The 18,695-nt window shown below is 34.2% G+C and carries 12 protein-coding genes; 2 read left to right on the forward strand and 10 right to left on the reverse strand.

Annotated features, from left to right (window positions below):
- The first annotated feature begins 40 nt into the window (after positions 1 to 40).
- Positions 41 to 1,732, forward strand: a complete 1,692-nt coding sequence (locus tag DL92_RS0110240) for an amidohydrolase family protein (protein ID WP_026667621.1) — start codon at positions 41 to 43, stop codon at positions 1,730 to 1,732.
- Between the two features lie 38 nt (positions 1,733 to 1,770).
- Here the strand turns inward: DL92_RS0110240 and DL92_RS0110245 are convergent, their stop codons facing one another.
- The 3 genes from DL92_RS0110245 to DL92_RS0110260 form a co-directional block, all read right to left on the reverse strand.
- Positions 1,771 to 2,994: a replication initiation protein gene (locus DL92_RS0110245; protein ID WP_026667622.1), complete on the reverse strand. Its 1,224-nt coding sequence runs from the start codon at positions 2,992 to 2,994 to the stop codon at positions 1,771 to 1,773.
- Positions 2,995 to 3,926: 932 nt separating this feature from the next.
- Positions 3,927 to 4,403, reverse strand: a complete 477-nt coding sequence (locus tag DL92_RS0110255; RefSeq protein ID WP_026667623.1) for a hypothetical protein — start codon at positions 4,401 to 4,403, stop codon at positions 3,927 to 3,929.
- Between the two features lie 50 nt (positions 4,404 to 4,453).
- Entirely contained in the window at positions 4,454 to 5,533 is a 1,080-nt protein-coding gene (locus DL92_RS0110260; RefSeq protein ID WP_026667624.1) for a trigger factor, read from the reverse strand.
- Between the two features lie 306 nt (positions 5,534 to 5,839).
- Here DL92_RS0110260 and DL92_RS0110265 point away from each other — a divergent pair, with 306 nt between their 5' ends.
- Complete coding sequence (locus DL92_RS0110265; RefSeq protein WP_026667625.1) at positions 5,840 to 6,064, forward strand: hypothetical protein; 225 nt, start codon at positions 5,840 to 5,842, stop codon at positions 6,062 to 6,064.
- 375 nt (positions 6,065 to 6,439) lie between these two features.
- Here DL92_RS0110265 and DL92_RS0110270 read toward each other — a convergent pair whose 3' ends face one another.
- The 7 genes from DL92_RS0110270 to DL92_RS21505 form a co-directional block, all read right to left on the reverse strand.
- Positions 6,440 to 6,706, reverse strand: coding sequence for a hypothetical protein (locus tag DL92_RS0110270; RefSeq protein WP_026667626.1), 267 nt, complete (start codon positions 6,704 to 6,706; stop codon positions 6,440 to 6,442).
- 1,026 nt (positions 6,707 to 7,732) lie between these two features.
- Positions 7,733 to 10,258 carry a coiled-coil domain-containing protein gene (locus tag DL92_RS0110280; RefSeq protein WP_026667627.1) on the reverse strand — a complete coding sequence of 842 codons (2,526 nt, stop codon included), beginning with the start codon at positions 10,256 to 10,258 and terminating at the stop codon, positions 7,733 to 7,735.
- A gap of 186 nt (positions 10,259 to 10,444) precedes the next feature.
- A complete protein-coding gene (locus DL92_RS0110285; RefSeq protein WP_026667628.1) occupies positions 10,445 to 12,880 on the reverse strand; it encodes a coiled-coil domain-containing protein in 2,436 nt (811 codons plus the stop codon).
- Positions 12,881 to 12,960: 80 nt separating this feature from the next.
- A complete protein-coding gene (locus DL92_RS0110290; RefSeq protein ID WP_026667629.1) occupies positions 12,961 to 14,181 on the reverse strand; it encodes a hypothetical protein in 1,221 nt (406 codons plus the stop codon).
- A 298-nt stretch (positions 14,182 to 14,479) separates the two neighbouring features.
- Positions 14,480 to 15,055 (reverse strand): DUF5697 family protein, encoded by a 576-nt coding sequence (locus DL92_RS0110295; RefSeq protein WP_026667630.1) that lies wholly within the window; start codon positions 15,053 to 15,055, stop codon positions 14,480 to 14,482.
- Between the two features lie 311 nt (positions 15,056 to 15,366).
- On the reverse strand, positions 15,367 to 18,192 hold the full coding sequence (locus tag DL92_RS21750) for a VirB4 family type IV secretion system protein (RefSeq protein WP_026667631.1): 2,826 nt from the start codon (positions 18,190 to 18,192) through the stop codon (positions 15,367 to 15,369).
- Positions 18,176 to 18,625, reverse strand: a complete 450-nt coding sequence (locus DL92_RS21505) for a hypothetical protein (RefSeq protein ID WP_026667632.1) — start codon at positions 18,623 to 18,625, stop codon at positions 18,176 to 18,178. Before DL92_RS21505 ends, DL92_RS21750 begins: the two co-directional genes overlap by 17 nt.
- Positions 18,626 to 18,695 lie beyond the last annotated feature (70 nt).

Below are 18,695 nucleotides of genomic sequence, written 5' to 3' on the forward strand. Positions count from 1 at the left end.
TCCAAATTAACTTGTTTTAGCTTAAAGATTGGAGGGCTTTATGAGTGAAGAAAAAAAGTATTCTTTTAAAAGGATAATTCCTGCTCCGCATCCTATAACACAATCCACAGGAGCCGTGGATGCACTAGAAGCACAACGACAAGTAAAAAATAAAGATGAATTGAAAACCGATTTTGACGATCTAAAATTTTATGACACACAATACAGCTTTGATAGAGACTTTCCAGAACTTGACGAATATGAAAAAAAATTATCTAACGATATGGATAAAACCAGAACAGATATAAATGCAATAATAAAAAGTGATATACAAGCAAAATGCTATCCACCAGCAAATCCTTTCTATAAAGTAAAAGACTATATTGATGATCAAAGTCAGTTGGAAGATGTTTCCGGAATTAATTTGAAAGAGGTGTTTTCCTTGATGCCTAAAGGAGGAAATCTTCATATTCATTCAAGCTCAACATATAATTTTGAGAAATTTATTGAAAAACTGGCTAAAGATTATCCTAAACTAATTTTTGTACTCAATAAAGACTATGGATATACCCCCACAGGAGCTGCCACCCCTGTATCCTTCAAAAAAGGAACACTTTTTAAATTCACTAAAACCGATAAAATTGATCCCAACACATTCACTCCTTTAGAAAGAGTTCTTAAATATAAAGACAGAAAAAAAGAATTAATACAGCTTAATACTCTTACTGATAATACAAATGACTATATAGACCGAATTGGTTATATTTGGGATGAGTTCCAGAATATTTTTAGTCGAATCAATATGATTCTACAAATCCGTGATATATTCAAAATGTATTATACAGAAGCATTTAAGCTTTTAATTGATGATAATATAGACTATTGCGAATTAAGATGTGGTATAACAGAAAATTTATATGACAATCATGATTATATACTTGATGGTAAAAAATGCCCTGCTCCGGATTCTCAGTATAACCTTGAAACAAATCCAGAATTTATCGCACTATTGAAGCAGGCTTATATAGATGCCGCTGCAGATAAAAAAAGTTTCCAGTTGAAGCTTATAATAACAGCAAATAGGAGAGGCAATAAAAAAGACCAAGCAATAAATAAAATGGTGCTCACGCAAAAATGGATCAAAGATCCAAACATCAATTCCAATCCAAAAGCTCTTACTAACGATTCAAAATTTATTATTGGCTTTGATCTTGTTGGAGAAGAAGATATTGGAGCTACAACATTAGATTTTATTGAAGATGCTACTATGGATTGGAATCTTTTGAATGATGTTCCTATATTTTTCCACGATGGTGAAAGCAACCGATTTGATGATGATAATCTGTTTTCTGCATATCTGCTCGGCTCACAAAGAATAGGGCATGGATTAAATCTATATAGATATAAGCATCTTCAGGAAATGATTATTAAAAATAAACAAACACTTGAAGTATGTCCGATAAGCAATCAGATTTTAAGATACATCCCAGATATCAGGATACATCCCCTATTTGGATACTTAAAATCAGAAATTCAATGTGTAATCGCTTCTGATGATCCGCAGATTTTTGGAAATGATGGCCTTACCTATGATTTCTGGATGACATATGTTGGAAGCGATATTGATCTTAAGGCAATAAAAAAACTCATATGGAATTCATATTATTACAGTGGAATGAATGTAAAAGAATGTGAAATCATGATGGATTCTTGGGAAAAAAAATGGAACGCTTTCGTAAAAAATCTTACATAGACTAACAATTAAAAAAGGGCTCGCTTTGAGCCCTTTTTTTAATTATCAAGTAACTGCTTTTCTAGTTCTTCAAAATCATAGCTATTTTGCTTGAACTGATTAAATGAATTATTGCTTTTTGCTCTTTTTACGCTAGGTTCTTCGTAATCTTCTCTTACTGCTTCTATAAGATATCCTACTAGATTCCTGATATCTGTGCTCTTATTCTGAATAGCAGCATACTGTTTTCTTACAAGATCAACATCATATCCAGCAGCTTCTGCTATAGACTTATATTCTCGTAGCTTAAGTTTTTCATCAATAATTTCCATTATCTCTTCGAGAGCGTTATCCTTATCTTCCTCTGTAAGCACCTTCTTTGTATCTTCGACGTAATCCTTCTTATGGAATTTTATATAAAATCTTATACCTACTACTTTTCCGCCTCTTCCATTTTTAATCTCGTCATAATCAAATGAAAGTAATGTCTTTTCAGCAAGTTCTTTTTTTGCCCTATCAAGCGCAAGCCTTTTAAAGTTTGAATACTTGATGTATTTCAAGTTTTCTTTTTGGTCTTTGGAAAGTTCTTCGATGTAATCATAATCAGGATTTGTCTGCTTTATTGCTTTTAATATATCTTTATTTGTCGTCGGGTCAATAATACCAAGTCGCAGTTTTAAATCTGTTAGATCCATCTCCAAGACAAATGCCTTATTAGGATCAACGCTCATTCCCATCCTTTTAGTCCGGTGACTTTGAAGGTCATACTCAGATTTTAATATTTCATAGATCCTAAATGAATATAGAGATTTAAGTGGAATAGTTTCTTCAAGGGAATATACCGTATAATTAGATTTGAGTTCATATATCTGATCAGCTATAGAATCGTTATACTTTATAGTCAGGACTCCATTCTCAAATTTACAGTCAGTGATCACATTGATAGCCTCAATGCTCTGCGAAGCGTCATCTGTATAAACAACTCTCCAATCCATAAAAGATGGTTTACCTTTTATAGGTTCTACAAGCTCTCTTATCTGGTCATAAAATGAACCACTCTTATTACCAAAGATTGCTCTTAGATCTGTTCCATATAAGGTAGACACAAGTCGCCCTGTTTTTTCATCTCTCTCCGCTTGCTGAATTCCTACAGCAAAAAGCTTTTGCCCAAGAAGCGATGTCTTTCCTTTCGCATTTACAAGCGCATTGGATTTGGAATACCTCTTCCCAGTCAATATATCTCTTGCATTTGATTCCTTATTAGATTTTTTTGCTCTTGGCATTTAATCCCCTTCCAAAACTCATTTTCTACAATAATTATATTGTCGCAAAAAACTAAAATCAACCCAAAAATATATGTTCTTACCCTATTTTTGTTGTAGTTTATCCCAAAAACATTGCACTTTATTCCTTTTTTGTAACACTATATTCCATTTTTATAGCTTCTTTCGCTCTCTAAAGCCAGCATTTAAGCTACAGGCTACATTTTTGGAACATAGCTCCTATCAAAATAACCACTATCCCTTTTTTGTAGCACTATTCTCTAATTTTATAGCCTCTGTCATTCCATTTTTGTAGCATCTTCCTATTTTAAGTATTGTTTTAAGATTATTACGATAACATTTTTTCGCTATATCACTGGAATTTCCCCATATATCAATAGTCATTCCAATTTTGTAGCATCTTTGTTTTTATTCCATTTTTGTAGCACTTAAAATAAAAAATTAACTTTTCCATCATATATTAATATCAATATGTAGTGTTATAATATTTTTAATCATACATTTTATGGATAATCAAAATCGCTATTATTTTTCATACCTTTTTTGTAGCTCATAAGCTTTTTTAAATTCCAAAAATGTATCTCAAAAAAAATATATGCTATGCAAACCAGCATAAAGCCTGCTTTTTCATTGTTCTCTATTTATCATTCCCTTTTTGTTCCACTTAATTCCTATTATGTAGACATCTTATTCCTATTTTGTATTGGCTTGAACCTGTTTTTATAGCTTGTATATTCCTATTTTGTAGCTCAAAAAGCTTCCTATTTTGTAGATATCTTATTCCAAAAATGTATATATTTTAATCCTATTTTATAGACATCTTATTCCTATTATGTATCTACTAATCTTCCGAAACCCGCATAAATACTGCTGATTTTACTCTCTAAATAAATTAATTAATCTTGTTGTATTAATATATAAAAAACACAACATTATCCCATGCTGCTGCTTGCTATCAAAAAATCCGCATACTTTAATTCAGCCTTGTTGATCAGTTTAAAATCAATGCCTTTATCTATTGCTTTATGATACAAAGTAACTACAGATAAAAGTTCTTTGAACCTATGTTTCTTTTCATTGAATTCATTTTCAGCTTCACTCTCAAAGAAAGCCCATTTATCAATATTTTCTGATATGTCAGATAGAAGTTCTTTTATGATACTTTCACTATCTATTAGCAATGCTTGATACCTGGGCCAGTTGCTATTTTCAATGATGTAAGCTTGCTGCTCTGTTAATAGGAGCACATACTTATCATTTTCAGAAGCAATATTTATTGCGGATATACCATTTCTATGCCATTCGAGCATACCTTTTAGTATGTGTGTTATGATAGGATATTCATTTTCACCTTGGAAGGTCATGTTAGCAATTTTGATTTTATAATTATTCCCTATAATGTCGATCATCTGTCTATAGATATCCTCATTTTGTATATTTAAAGTATTTAAGATTATTCTTATTTGGAAGATGCATTTATAGCTGATATATCACTTTTATTTTTAGATGAATCATACAATCCATCCTCAGAGCTTTCAGCAATAAAGGTCAGTACCTTATCACAGAGTATTGCTCTTTCATATTGCTGCAAAGGACAACTTTCCATATAGTCAAGTAATGTGGGAAATTTATCAGATTCTTTTTGCCAATCTGAAGCAAGAGCGCTGTATAATTCTTTGTCTTCCACTTTGATGTTTTCTTTTTTTGCAATCTTAGAAAATATCAGGTATTCTTTAGCATCTTTTTCAGCGTACCATCTTATATATTCATCAACACTTCCGGTGAACTGGTTCTCTTTCATTTCGTCTTCAAGTAAGGAAAGCTTATTGATTTTTTTCCCATCTTCTGTGCTCTTTTTGCATGATTCAATGGTTGCATTTATTTTATCTGTTATCATGTTTTGATATTCAACAACAAGATCTTCAGGGATATCTTTTACTTTGGAATCATCCAGAACAATTTTTAAGACAGCATCTTTTTGAGCGTCGTTATATACTTGTTCATACTGCGTTTTAAGATAATCAGATACATTCTTTCTTAGGTCTGAAACTGTTTTAACATTATCTATTTTCATACCGGCGACAAATTCATCTGTCAGATCTGCTTTTTCATAAACCCTATTTATGGTCAGCTTATATGTTTCTGATCCAGCCTCACCAGATAATGTGGCTTCGGCAGAGTCTCCTATTGTTTTGCCCAAAATTGCTTTAGAAAATTCAGCCGGATAATTACTGTCTCCAATTATTAGGGACATTTCAAATGGAGCTGATTCATCTTCATTTACTGAATGATAGGATATATCTACTCTATCACCTTCTTCTATATTCTTTTGGGCTTCTTTATAACAGCCTCCCATATTTGTAACAAGTTCATCGATAACGTTGTTAATTGCATCATCAGTGACCGTTTCTACTTTAAGCCCTGTTTGTAGGTTCTTGTATTTTCCAAGTGTTATTGTAGAGGAGTTTATTCTATATATGTAAATACCTAGTAGTATTACTGAAATAAAAATAAGGAGTATTTTGACTTTTTTACGCATGTTAGTGATCACCTTTCTGATTTTGATATGTATAGTATACTGCAAATATGCTTTACGTCAATGATTTAATCGATAAAAGTATACTACGTAGAATAACAGGAATAGACGATGTGGTGAGCTCTTTACTTGTGATAATTACTGAAATTATTGAGTAAGAGCAAAATGGAAATATATCATGAAACGTCACTATATAGCGCCAAAACGCAAATATTGACATATATAGAATGAAAGATATAATTGGAGTATAATAAAATTCATAAAACTAATAGTAAGATGCTACTTATATTAGATAAGGAGACCAATGAAATGGCAGATATAAAAAATTTTGAAACTAAAACACAGAAGCAGGTAAGAGAAATAGATGAAAAACTGGATTCAATTGCTCAGGAAGCAAAATCGAAATTAGCTCAAGAAGATCTTAGGAGAAATAATGGAGCTTCTGTTCCAGATACAACAGATGATTTTTTTTCTACTATCGCCGATATGATAGAACTCAATAGAGAAAGAAAAGATTTATTAGATAACAACTAATCATTAGAAAAGGTAAAACTTTATATAACGAGAGAACAGAAATCTTTTATCACAGAGACTATGACAGAATATATAAATACTGTAAATAGTCTTTTTGTAACTCAACTGAGTATGTTGGCGATAGAAATATCAGACATACTGCGTAGGGAACTATACGTTTTGCCCTACGATGGGTAATGGCATACCCATACCTTGCACTACGACCTAGCAGAAATGTATTGGTTAGCCGCTATGTAGCGGCAGGTAGCAAGAATCCTCTGCCTTTAGGCGTGGGGAGTGTCAAAGCATAAATAGGGCATATCAAAGCCAGATTTTGTGTCATTTCCAGCAATTAGGCATGAAAAAGGGACCGCGCAGTGCGACAGTCCCAACTTTTCAGTTTGCAACTTTTGTAAAAGATGCTCTTGATGCAGAAGTTATTTCTGCCTCAAGATCGCATATAACTTCATCCATATTGTTGTTATAGATGAAATGATGCTCTGCATCAAGTTCTTTAAGAGACTCAAAGAATGTTTCTACATTGATTTTGTTTGACATGTAATCAAGGTAATAAACTTTTACTTTTCCGGCAGCTTTTGTATTAGCTGCCATAGCCTTTTTGAACTCTACAAAGTTGATTGCAAGTGTTGCTGATTTAACCATATTAAACTCCTCCCGAGCGCGATCGCTACGGGGCCTGAAAGATGTAAACACTATTGATTACATCACCTACCCCGTGCTCGGCAGGATTTTTTTGAGGCTGGTTAACCTCGAAAAACTGACTAGGGCCTTGAACCCTACTTAACATCGAATCTAATCAATGTCTGCCTTGTCGATAAGCAAGGTGGGTTCCGACCCGTCAGTTGGTATGAGAGATTTAGACAGGCACCACCCTGTTTCTAGAAATCCCAATAACGCAACTCCTCTCATAGCGCGTTATCAGTTATTGTCCTTTTATCGTAGACAATTACGCCCTTCTTTAGGGAAAGCATCAATCTCGGTCTGTGGTAAATCCACAGAATCTTTTACAACGTAAAGTTGAAGGGCTGGTTGAAAGCCCATGATTTTTGCTTTTGTTTCAGGTGTTACAGAGAAAAATCCCTGCTCCATATACTATTAGATGATTGGAGATATACTCGGCAACCACCTAATTATCCTTATGTAGTCAGAAATCCATCTGACCTATATTAATCCCTTACGCCAACTGACACTTTACCGGCATACATACATATACAGAGTATAAATACTCAATATACAATGGTCGCGCTGTATATGTATCTGTTTTAAAATAAGGGAATTGATAAGAATGACACGCCTCTATCCCCCTAAAGGATAGACTACCGAAAAGAAGTATAAATACTCCAGATCTAAGCTTTTTCCATCAGCCTAGAGCAAGGTGTGTCTTGAGATATAATAAGCACAAAAATAGCAGCCATCGTAAAAGATGCCTACTCGTAGTCTGTGCGCTTGCTGTTATTTAATGAATGACTTTAATAAAAACTTACTATGTGATTATAGTACATCAACTTATTAGAAAAGTAAAGCATTTTTTGAAAAAAATTGAAATCATAATGTGTATAAAAAAGGATACCGTCTTTGGTTTAATGAGGTATCCTTTTTTTGCCATATTCTATTATTCTTTTTATTGACGTTTACAATCAAAACACACTCAAACAAAAATATCCGTTATCAATTCGTGAAGTGAAAATTGTAATCTCGTGATCCACCATTATTATTTTTTATTATTATGAATGCAATTCCTTGTGGTGCACAGTGCCTCCAATGACCATCTCCATCCGGTATTCCTCTGTTTATAGGTGTCTCGCTTAAAAAAGTCCAATTCGGACCATATAATAACAAGGTATCTCTATCATTAAGTGAGGAACCGTTAGCCACGCTACAAGAGATATGGCAATACGTAAAGGTTTCTCCAATAGCAATAAGTGGTGAGTAAGCTGCTTGGGAATTACCAAATACTGCCATCCAAGTATCTGAAGATGTTACCATAGACCTTCTTCCTTGATTGTATCCTGAATTGTATCCAGCAGAGGAGCCGGCATTATAGCCTGAATTATATCCATCAGAAGAGCCTTTACTGTATACATTCCACGCGTTTACATATCTGTATGCGTTCGTTTCACCCAAATCAACCGTTTCACCATTTCCATATGGGAATGTATATGTTCCTGAATTACTGTTTGGAACAGATGTAGTATCTACATGTCTGTAGTATGATGCTTCTCCCATATCGATATTAGCAGCTCTGGCTGTTGCTTTGTATGTTCCTTTTGGGAGCAGTCCGTTTGCTACATTTATTGGCATATCATAATAGCCGGCAGGGAATGTTACCTGTTCTGCACTACCGAGTTTGAAAGAATATTGTTCTTTATCATTATAATTTGACATTGGAAGTTGAGCAGCGCTATTTAGTTTTGATGATACTAAGCTGCCACTAGTTCCTGTATAATTGTTTCCCGTTGCAAATGTCTGTTTTGGTAGTTTATGTATATTCTGGCCATTGGCTTTAAGGATATAATTACCTTCCGGATCCTTAGATCCAACAAGAGATACAACAAAGTTATTTTTTATTTTGTCTGTCTTATATTCAGGTGTTCCCTGTGCTGTCACAATATACTTATCTTTTTCTGCAGTGCCTGTCATGTTACCTGTCGCATCCGAAACGGCACCTTCAATATCGGATTGCGATTTAAAATCCACAAATGTATTGTCGGCATTATAGTAGCCGTATTCTCCATCTTTTACGCCAAAGGAAAAAGGAACTTTAACACCGGGTTTGATATTCTGAGTCTTCTTTTCTAGCTCATCTACTCTTCCTTCAAGCATTGAAAGAGCATTCTGGGTAGAAGATAGATCGCTTAATATCGTGCCTGGGGCTGATTCATCTGGATTTCCAATTGTGCTTTTTAAGTTTTTAAGAAGATCATCAAGCGTCTGTTGTGTAGAATTCATTTCTGTCAGAGATGATGTGATCGTTGTAATCTGATCTTGCAGGGTATCTATTGAATCCGTTGTACCAGTTTTTAATCTATTGATCTCTTTTTCCATATCTGAGATATCGATATTAGCAGAATCAATGTTTGACTGATTTTGATTTATCAAATCAGTATTATCTTTTATTTGCTGCTTTATTTTTTCGCGGGCATCGTCATCATCATCACTAAGGGTATTAAGCTGAGATTTTAGGTCAGTCATTGCACGCTTTAGGTCTTTGATATTATCTTTATATGTTGAGATCTGATCTTGTTGCTCTGAAATCTTTGATTTTAGCTCATTGATTATCTTATCAGGTGAAGATGTCTTTAACTCATCTATCCTTTCTTCTAAAACTGTTATTTCAGAAGTAGCAGATTCTTGCAATTTAGACAATGTAGATTGCAGTGTTGTGATCTGATCTTTTAGTGCTTCAGAGACACTAGTGTCTGAGTTATCTTTGATAAGTGCTTGAATTTTAGCTGTCTGTTTATTGTATTTTGAAAGGATATCTTCATATTGCTTTGTAAGTTTATCGATTTTAGATTGCAGAGCACTTGTCTTATCAGAGGTTGTGTAACTATCAAGAGATGAGTCGATTACACTTTGTATCTGAGTGGTGTCAGATGTTATGGCTGATAGCTTAGTGTTTATATCATCAATCTGAGACTGCAAGGAAGCAACTTTTGTCTGAAGATCTTTTATGTTTTTATAAGCAGCATCTGTCAAAGCTGTTTGAGCATTTGAATCTTTGCTAAGGTTATTAAGGTCTAATTCAATAAGAGCTGCTACAGCGTTAGAGAGATCTTCTTTCTGGGAGTCAGACAGCTCATAGGATGAGAACATCTCAGATACCTTATTTTCCAAGGCTTGTACTTCTTCTTTAGTGGCGAGCCCCGAAATAGAGTTGTTTATTAGTTTGGTCGAGACTAAGTTTGCAGTTCGTTCAGCGACTTCTGATGCATCTTCCGGTTTTATCAATACTTTTGTAGTTGCCTTATTATCAAAATCAGTATTTGAATTGGAGTATGCTTCTATGATCTTTTCTGTGGACCCTTGTATATGTTTTTTTTGAATAACAGCGGTTGCTCTTTGTTCTTTAGTTGTATTATTGGAAGTATATAATTTTGCACCACTATATCCTCCAAGAGTACTAAAACAGATTATTAGTATTCCAGAAAGGATAATTGGTAGTTTTCGGTTACGTTGCATGTGTTTATTCATATTTGTCTCCTATAATTCTGGGCTAGTATTTTAAATTAAGATGCTACAAAAAAGGAATATTACATTCTATTTATGTTGCCCTTTTTAAATAGAGTATCTATAAAAATAACCTCTGGGTACGTTATTTTTGTTTATCAATTTCACTATGGATATGCCTTTGGATGCACTAAATTGATATCATTCATCTTATGAACGTGAAATAGTTACGTTACTTCCGTTAGATATGTTGATTGCAATAAGCACAAAACTAACATTATTTACCCTTACAGTAATATCAGTGAAATTGAATTTGTTTTCTGCATAAGATGAACCATCTTCACGTATATAAGTTATAGAGCATTGTGAATTGCCACTTGCTTGAATACGAACATAATTGTAATTTCGAACATTGATAAAAGATGAAGCAGCATTGGTATTAGTTAACGTCACGCTATTTGAAGAAGCTGTTGCACCTCCTCCATACATTCCGGCTCCTACCATAAGATTGTATATAGGAGCGGTATCTTTGCCATCACTTAAACCTGTGTAATATACATTTTTTGCATTTACATATCTATAATTATTAGTTATCCCTAAATCAACTTCTTCGCCTTTTCCAGATGGGAAAATATATGTTCTGGAATTATTATTTGGAATATCTTGTGTATCCACATATCTGTAGAATGTATTCTCTCCCATATCAATGCTCATGCTTCTTGTTGTAGCTTTGAATTTTCCTTCTTTAAAAACACCATTACATACATTTATTGGTGCGTCATAGTATCCTGCTGATAAGAATATCTGTTCTTCATATCCAAGATTAAATCTGTAGTATCCGTCAGTATCTTTATAATCAGACATAGGTAATCGTGTACCAGCATTAACTTTTGATGATTTTAATGATCCGCGTCCGTAAAATGCTCTTCCTATAGCCTGTACTTGCTTATAAAGTGTATGTACGTTATCTCCGTTGGCTTTAAGTACATAGTTTCCTTCAGGATCCTTAGAGCCAACAAGAGATACAACAAAGTTATTCTTTATATTATCGGTCTTATATTCAGGTGTTCCCTGTGTTGTCACAATATACTTATCTTTTTCTGCAGTACCTGTCATATTTCCAGCAGCATCTGCTACGGCATTCTCTATATCGGATTGCGATTTAAAATCCACAAATGCATTTTCATCAAAGTATCCATATTTACCATTCTGGACACCAAATGAGAAAGGAACATGGACACCGGATTTAATGTTCTGAGTCTTTTTTTCTAACTCATCTATTCTTCCTTCAAGCATTGAAAGAGTACTCTGGGTAGAAGTTAGATTACTTAATATCGTGCCTGGGGCTGATTCATCTGGATTCCCAATTGTACTTTTCAAATTGTTAAGCAGATCATCAAGTGTCTGCTGCGTAGAATCCATTTCTGTCAGAGATGATGTAATAGTAGCAATCTGATTTTGCAAAGTTCCAATTGAATCTGCTGTGCCATTTTTGAGTTTGCTTATCTCTTCTTCCATATCTGAGATATTGCTATTAGCAGAATCAATTTTTGACTGATTTTGGTTTATCAGATTAGTATTATCTTTTAATTGCTGATTTATTTTTTTGCGGGCATCATTATCATCACTAATGGCATTAAGCTGAGTGTTTAGGTCAGTCATTGTACGCTTTAGGTCTTTGATATTATCTTTATATGTCGAGATCTGATCTTGTTGTTCTGAAATCTTTGATTTTAGTTCATCGATTATCGTGTCGGTCGAAGATGTTTTTAACTCCTCTATTCTTTTTTCCAAAGCAGATACTTCGGAAGTGGCAGATTCTTGTAGCTTTGATAATGAAGAGTGCAGTGTGGTGATCTGTTCTTCTAATGCTTCAGCATTAGTATTTGTCGTATTGTTTTTGATAAGTGATTGAATTTTATCTGTCTGTTTGTTGTATTTTGAAAGAATATCTTCATACTGTTTAGTTAGCTCATCGACTTTAGATTGCATAGTGCTTGTCTTATCAGAAGTTGCATATCCTTCAAAAGATGCTATTGTTCCTTGTATCTTATTAGTTTCTGTGGTTATGCTTGAAAGTTTATTATTTATCTCATCGATTTGGCTCTGCAGAGAGGTTGCTTTTGTCTGGAGGTCTTCGATGTTCTTGCGAGCAGCATCAGACAACGCAGTATGAGCATTTGAATCTTTGCTCAGGCTATTAAGGTCTAATTCAATGATTGAAGTAACTGTTTTAGATAAGTCTTCTTTTTGCGAGTCGGATAGCTCGTAGGAAGAAAACATATCAGATATCTTTTTTTCAAGTGCTTGTACTTCTTCTTTAGTAGCGAGCCCAGAAATAGAGTTGTTTATAAGTTTGGTCGAGACCAAGTTTGCAGCTTGTTCTGCAATTTTTGATGCATCTTTCTGATTTACTATTTCTTTGGTAGTTGAATCAGTGACTGAACCAGAATAGTTTTTTAAGATACTTTTTGTGTTGTTCTGGATTTCTTCTCGTTTTCTATCTGCTACTATCTTTTGCTCTTTAACTGTAGTATTGAGATCATAAAGCTTTTCGCCGCCATATCCTCCAAGTACACTAAGGCAGATGATTAGAATTCTTGAAAGAAAGGTGGAAATTTTTCGATTATGAAGTATGTTGTACATTTGTAACTCCTGTTTAAGTCTGGTGATTTAGATATGGCGCACAGTCCAAATTGGGCTGTGGATGAAAGCTTAGAAATATATCACATAGCTTGGTAGTGTATGTCTTTATATAGTTCTTCTTCCATTCCATCCATGTTTACTACAAATAACTTGGCGTATTTTCCGTTTCTTGTAACTGCTTTTATTAGTGGTAATTGTGACTCATAGCAGTATATGTGGTATTTATCTCTTTCTTCATCTATAGCAGCTCTTTTTGAAAAGCTTTTTAGTTTTGTCATGTCGGGAATACAATATATAAGCTTATATATCCCTTCTCTTTTGTCATAGCCATCACAGGATACTGATACATAGTTGCTTTCTTTGATTTCTTTTGAAGATAATAATTGCTCTTTTATCTTTGCTTGCCAGTTAGGCAGCTGCATTGTTCTAAATACCCTTATGCCTTCATAGGAAGAAGGAAGTGAGTACATGTGCTCGTAAGCAAAGTCTATATTCATAAGTGTTCTTCTCTGGCTATGGGATTTATATTCAGATTCAATCACTTTAACAAATGTGGAATCCCTTTTTGATATAATCACAGCTTCTTTTTCGTAATCACTTAGGTCTACATTTTCAACGCTTTTGGCTACGACAGCTTGTATACATGCTGCCATCTTTACTTCTCCATTTCTTTTCCATTCGGGGGTGTTTTTTCCAGTTGAGTACATTGCGTACACACCACCTTTTGTGATGCTTACCCCATTTATTCTGGAATTAGTTATTTTTTGTGATCCTAATATGTTTTGCACTGTGGCTTGATATGAACCTATATTTTTTATCTGAACACTATCGAGATAGAGGGAGTTTTCTTTGATGCTGCATTTTTCTTTTGCGTTAAGTTCTTTGCTTGTTTTGGCGCCTGCGAGTTTCGAAAAGATTTTAACCGTGGTGTCATTTATATATTTATTTTGACTTGTACGATATTCTATTTCCTTCTCTTTATTTCTGATTGGTTTCGATATTGCAAGAGTACGTATTCGTTGCCTTATCGCGGAGGAGTTATATATGGCGGCTAGCTCGGCGTTTGCCTCGCTAAGTATTAGTTCTCTTCCGGTGTTTGTGAGTTTTAAATAGTTCGTCTTATTTATGGTCTTTTGCTCTTCTATCACACCTTCGTCTTTCAAGATTTTTATCATTCGCTGCATCTGTATGGCTTTTGCTTTGTCGTACATGTATATGATGTCACGTGGAATGAAGCCATTTTCTAATATCGCAGTTAGAATCTCTCCTCTATATCCTTTTAGATACGCTTTTTTTCTCATTCTCGATTTTCTCTCTTTTTCTCTCTATTCTTGTTTTGTATCGTTCCCTTCTATTTAGTTTCCTTTTTTAATCTTCTTCCTGTGTCTATCTTGCGTTTGATAGAGCAATCATTTTTGGTAAATAATGATGCCTTTGGAAGCAGGTTTAGTAATGAGTTGTTAATTGTTCTCTACAGCCTAAACAGTTTTTGGAGTAAAAATCGCATAACAGCTCTAATCATCTATTGAATTCTAGTGTGTATTTATGGATTTTAAAAAATATAAAAAACACACTAGAATAAATGGATTTCTATGGCCATCAAGAGGCTTTCTTTTTGAGTAATTTTATGTCGGGAACCTTTGTTTCTTTGTCGTAATTAAGCATTGCAACATAGATGTTATCTTTGAATTCTGTTTCTTTTATTATGTCTTTTACGCTTTCATCTGTTGTAACGAAGATATATGTGGTTGAAAAATGTTTGTTTCCCTTTTCTTTTTCAATCTTCTCTTGGATAGCCCTGATCTTTACGGTTTCAGTACTTGTGATATTAACGAATATATAGGAATCCTTGTTATTTACTATCATGTATGAAAATGCCGGCTCAGCGGCTGCAAATGATTTGATTACGTCTTCTCGGCAATTACTTACTTTTAGCATTGTCCATAGGCAGGATAATGCTCCTAAATCTATAGAGGAGTTTCCTAATGGAACAAGAACATGACCATTAAGTATGTTGATGTATTTGTAGGCGCTAAGCATGTTGACCATGCAATCTATGCTGTTCCTGTCCTTTGGTGCATATAGGGCATATATTTGTGAAATATCAAGGACGCCATACTTTTCTATCAATTTAAGGATTTCGTTTTGCTCTTTAGAAAGGTTTGAATTATACATATTCGTTATTCTCCTTTTAAACTTGAAGTTTTGGACATAGAACTTTGATTTTTGCTTTTTATAATGGTGTTAAAAAATCAAATTTGCTTGTCCAATCTTTTATTTTTAACAGATGTTCATGTAAAGAAATTAAAGTTTTTAGGTTGAAATTTAAAGTTTGAGGATTCAAATTATTCAAAATTGAATTTTGGGTATCACTTTTTAAACTTTTTGGATGGAAAAACTTTAATTTCTGCTGATAGAACTTCAACTTGTGCATATTACCTTACATAAAACTTCAATTTTCTTCTAAACATCTTGAAGTTTTGCTTTTATGAGATCTGTTTTTTTGAATCTTCTTCTGCGTAATGTTTCAATTTGTTAGGATCTGTAGTGAAATCACGGTCTTCTTTTTGTGAGGCTTTAATATTTATCCTTATCCTGTTGCTTCCGGCTAAGAATAATGCTTGCCCTCTGTTAAAAGATATTATGTCGTCTTTCTCGTCTTCTGTTAGATGAATGTGCTTTGTAACCAGAGGAATCTCATTATCTTTTAGCTTCATCACTAACCTTGTATCACAGTTAGCCATTATGGAAGCTCCAAAAGAATTGTTCATAAAGTCATTAAGTTCCTGTGTCGCGAATGTAACACCACCGCCATAACCTCTTATGAGCTTTGCCATATCTCTTACCTGTTCAGCAGCTGATTTTGTAATGAGCATCTTCCATACCTCGTCGAAAAAGATCATATCTTTACTGAGTCGGTTCTGTTTTGCCAGGCTATAGCAGACATCAAACGCGATATAGAGACATGCTGGTAAGTATTTTTTCTGCATATCTGTTTCGTCTACATCAAAACATAGATAGTTGTTATCAAGGTCAACGTTTGTCTGGCCATTGAAGTTTGCAAATGCGCCGGTTATAAACTCTAATAAGATCCTTGCACAGTTCTCCAGTATGGTATGTTCCATAAAAGCATTGTATAGGTCTGATATAACAGGCATTCTTCTGAGTTTTTTATGCTTTCTGTCTTCCCATATCGATTCATTATCTGTTGTGATATTGAATTGACCATAAAGATTGGTTATTACAGAAGACATTGTGCTGAATATCTCAGGAGTGAATTCTTGATTTGCGTTAAGTAGCTGAAGGAATGTTGTAAGGAAGGCAATCTTCTTAGTAAGAAGGGATGTTTCCGAAAAGGCTGCATTATCTGTGAGAATGTCTTTATCAATTGATTGTTCTGGTCTTATTTCCATGATATTTATGCAGTCCTTTTTACCCGGTCCGATTCTTATAAACGAACCTCCAATAGAGTTACATCCTCTTTCATACTCATGTCCTTTAACTGGCAATATAAACATTGTTCGTATTCCGGTTAATCTCATTGATCTTGCCAAAACTTCCGTTGAATAGGTTTTACCTGAACCGGAGCCGCCTACCAATATGATGTTGGCATTTGTGGCAAGCTTTGTATTAAATGGATTAAATGCAACGATGGAACTAGAATGTTGTCTTACGCCTAGCACTGTGCCGGTTGTATCGCAAAGCTCAAAAGAGGTAAATGGATATAATGACTGAAGCGATGTTGTAAGGTAGTTATGACTATTTCTAGTAAAGAGCGCGTATGGCATTTCCATTAGTGGAAGGGTTGCTTTATAGTAGTCGTAGCAGTATTGCCATGAATCTTCAACGTAGAGCTTTTTGCTATTAAGAGACTGGAGCAATGAATTTTTTAAATATCTAAGTCCACGTAATGTTTCTGAAGCGATAGTCATAATGATTACAACTTCGAACAGGTCTTCTCCCCTATCGAGTTCAGCTATGATTTCTTTTGTGTTTCTGGCTTTTGGCACAAAGTTGTTCCATTTTTCAGTGCTTTTTGCCATGTAAGGAGCAAGAACATTTTCAACATCAGATTTTTTTCCAAGAAGATAGTGTGCTGTTTCTTTGGGAAGCTTTCTGATAAAGATATCTAATTCGTCTCCAGCACTGTTATTTGTGAGAATATCTATCCATGCAGCTTCTGCACATTCCGGGTGTGAATCTCTTTTTAATGCAAACCATGTTTTGTACATGCCATCTTGGATGATATAGTCACTTTTTATGAACTTAGCTCCTTTAGGAGCAATAAAGTCACCATCATAAACATCTCGTTTGTCTGGGTTTTGCATATTGTAGAATGAGCAATCAGATACTATTCTGTTTATTCTGGATTGTAAGGATTCTGATTTATAGGTCTGTCTGTTATAAAAGTAGTAAAGGATGTCAGCGGTGGCAAAAGTCTCGTCTGCTAAACTGTCATAGTCGATTACAGTATTTCCCATTGTCCTAAAAATGTTCGTAAAATGAACTTTCATGGTTTCTATATCGCTATATATTTCATTGATATCATCACTTTTTCCTTCGTACTTGTAGATTAAGAAGTATCGTGATGTAATGGATACTTCTTTACACAACTCGTTTATGAAGTCAATTTTATCCTGAGCACAAGCTATTACTTTTTTATCCAGACCACGCTGGTGATGTTCTTCTTCACAACGCTGTTTGATATAATCAGTTATCCTTCGTGGGTTATTAGTATCCTTTATAACTTTCAGATGAAGTTCTCTGGTTGTATTTTGAAAAACGTGCTTGTAGTTTGAAATCACTTTGTTTTTTTGACTTGGTGTAAATGAATAATAATCTATAGGCAAGATCTCAAGGATCTTTACATACATACCGGTTGTTGTTTTTATAATGCCGTATTTGATTTCTTTGATGGGAACGAGTTCCTGACTATATCCTTGTGCATATTCTTTTTTTCTTTGCTTTTTCTTTTTTGTTTTTTCTTCTTTTTCTTTTTTCTGTGATAATTTTTTTGCTTTCCTATATAAAACTCCTATTTCCTTGTCAGCAGATTTTATAGCAGCTTTAACCGGATCAGAGCTGGCGATATTTTCAATAATGCTGGTGTTGCTATTTGCTTCAGGAATAAGTTGCTTTTTTTGAGTGATTTTATGAGCATTATTTATGTTTCCGGCAGATATAGAGTTTATTCTTCTAGTATTTTCTGTGAGTCTAATCTTAGTGCTGGAAGAAGTATTTTGAGCTTTAACAGGGGAGCTGTTATTTGACAGCCCAATTTGGACTGTCGATTTCTTATGTGTTATTTTCATCTGTGGGTTCTTGGCCGTATCTTTTTTCAAGGAAACGGAGTTTTTGTTTGATGAAGGTTGCAAGTTGTTCTGCTCCAGACTGTCCCGCAAACTCTGCCATGTCTGCTGCTTTTCTGTCATTATTAATTCCTCCTAAGTGATATTCTTTTCTTTTTTTAATTCCAATGATTGCGTAAATGATTGCTTCAGTCAGTGTTCTTCCTTTTATACCTCTTAGGAAAATAAATCCTAATGATATTGTTAGGACAGATATGATTATCCATTTGACTCTTGGTACGAAATTTATATGCCATATTAGTTTGTCTGTTAAAAAGATAAAGATAACTGCCTCTATCCAGTGAGAAATATGTATGTTGAAGAAATAACTGGTACTTATTGCATTTGCTGGAATTTTAAAATAATCCAGCGGGCGCTGTTGTTGGTTTTCATCCATAAAAAAATCCTCCTATGATATGAGTATACTATACCATAAGAGAATTATTTTACAATCTTTTTTATGTGTT

It is taken from the genome of Butyrivibrio sp. AE2005 (assembly GCF_000686965.1).
GTDB lineage: Bacteria > Bacillota > Clostridia > Lachnospirales > Lachnospiraceae > Butyrivibrio > Butyrivibrio hungatei_A.

Excerpts from the sequence above, each read along its gene's own strand:
- DL92_RS0110240 (WP_026667621.1), top strand. The coding sequence starts at position 41 with ATGAGTGAAGAAAAAAAGTATTCTTTTAAAAGGATAATTCCTGCTCCG.
- DL92_RS0110245 (WP_026667622.1), bottom strand. The coding sequence starts at position 2,994 with ATGCCAAGAGCAAAAAAATCTAATAAGGAATCAAATGCAAGAGATATA.
- DL92_RS0110255 (WP_026667623.1), bottom strand. The coding sequence starts at position 4,403 with ATGATCGACATTATAGGGAATAATTATAAAATCAAAATTGCTAACATG.
- DL92_RS0110260 (WP_026667624.1), bottom strand. The coding sequence starts at position 5,533 with ATGCGTAAAAAAGTCAAAATACTCCTTATTTTTATTTCAGTAATACTA.
- DL92_RS0110265 (WP_026667625.1), top strand. The coding sequence starts at position 5,840 with ATGGCAGATATAAAAAATTTTGAAACTAAAACACAGAAGCAGGTAAGA.
- DL92_RS0110270 (WP_026667626.1), bottom strand. The coding sequence starts at position 6,706 with ATGGTTAAATCAGCAACACTTGCAATCAACTTTGTAGAGTTCAAAAAG.
- DL92_RS0110280 (WP_026667627.1), bottom strand. The coding sequence starts at position 10,258 with ATGAATAAACACATGCAACGTAACCGAAAACTACCAATTATCCTTTCT.
- DL92_RS0110285 (WP_026667628.1), bottom strand. The coding sequence starts at position 12,880 with ATGTACAACATACTTCATAATCGAAAAATTTCCACCTTTCTTTCAAGA.
- DL92_RS0110290 (WP_026667629.1), bottom strand. The coding sequence starts at position 14,181 with ATGAGAAAAAAAGCGTATCTAAAAGGATATAGAGGAGAGATTCTAACT.
- DL92_RS0110295 (WP_026667630.1), bottom strand. The coding sequence starts at position 15,055 with ATGTATAATTCAAACCTTTCTAAAGAGCAAAACGAAATCCTTAAATTG.
- DL92_RS21750 (WP_026667631.1), bottom strand. The coding sequence starts at position 18,192 with ATGAAAATAACACATAAGAAATCGACAGTCCAAATTGGGCTGTCAAAT.
- DL92_RS21505 (WP_026667632.1), bottom strand. The coding sequence starts at position 18,625 with ATGGATGAAAACCAACAACAGCGCCCGCTGGATTATTTTAAAATTCCA.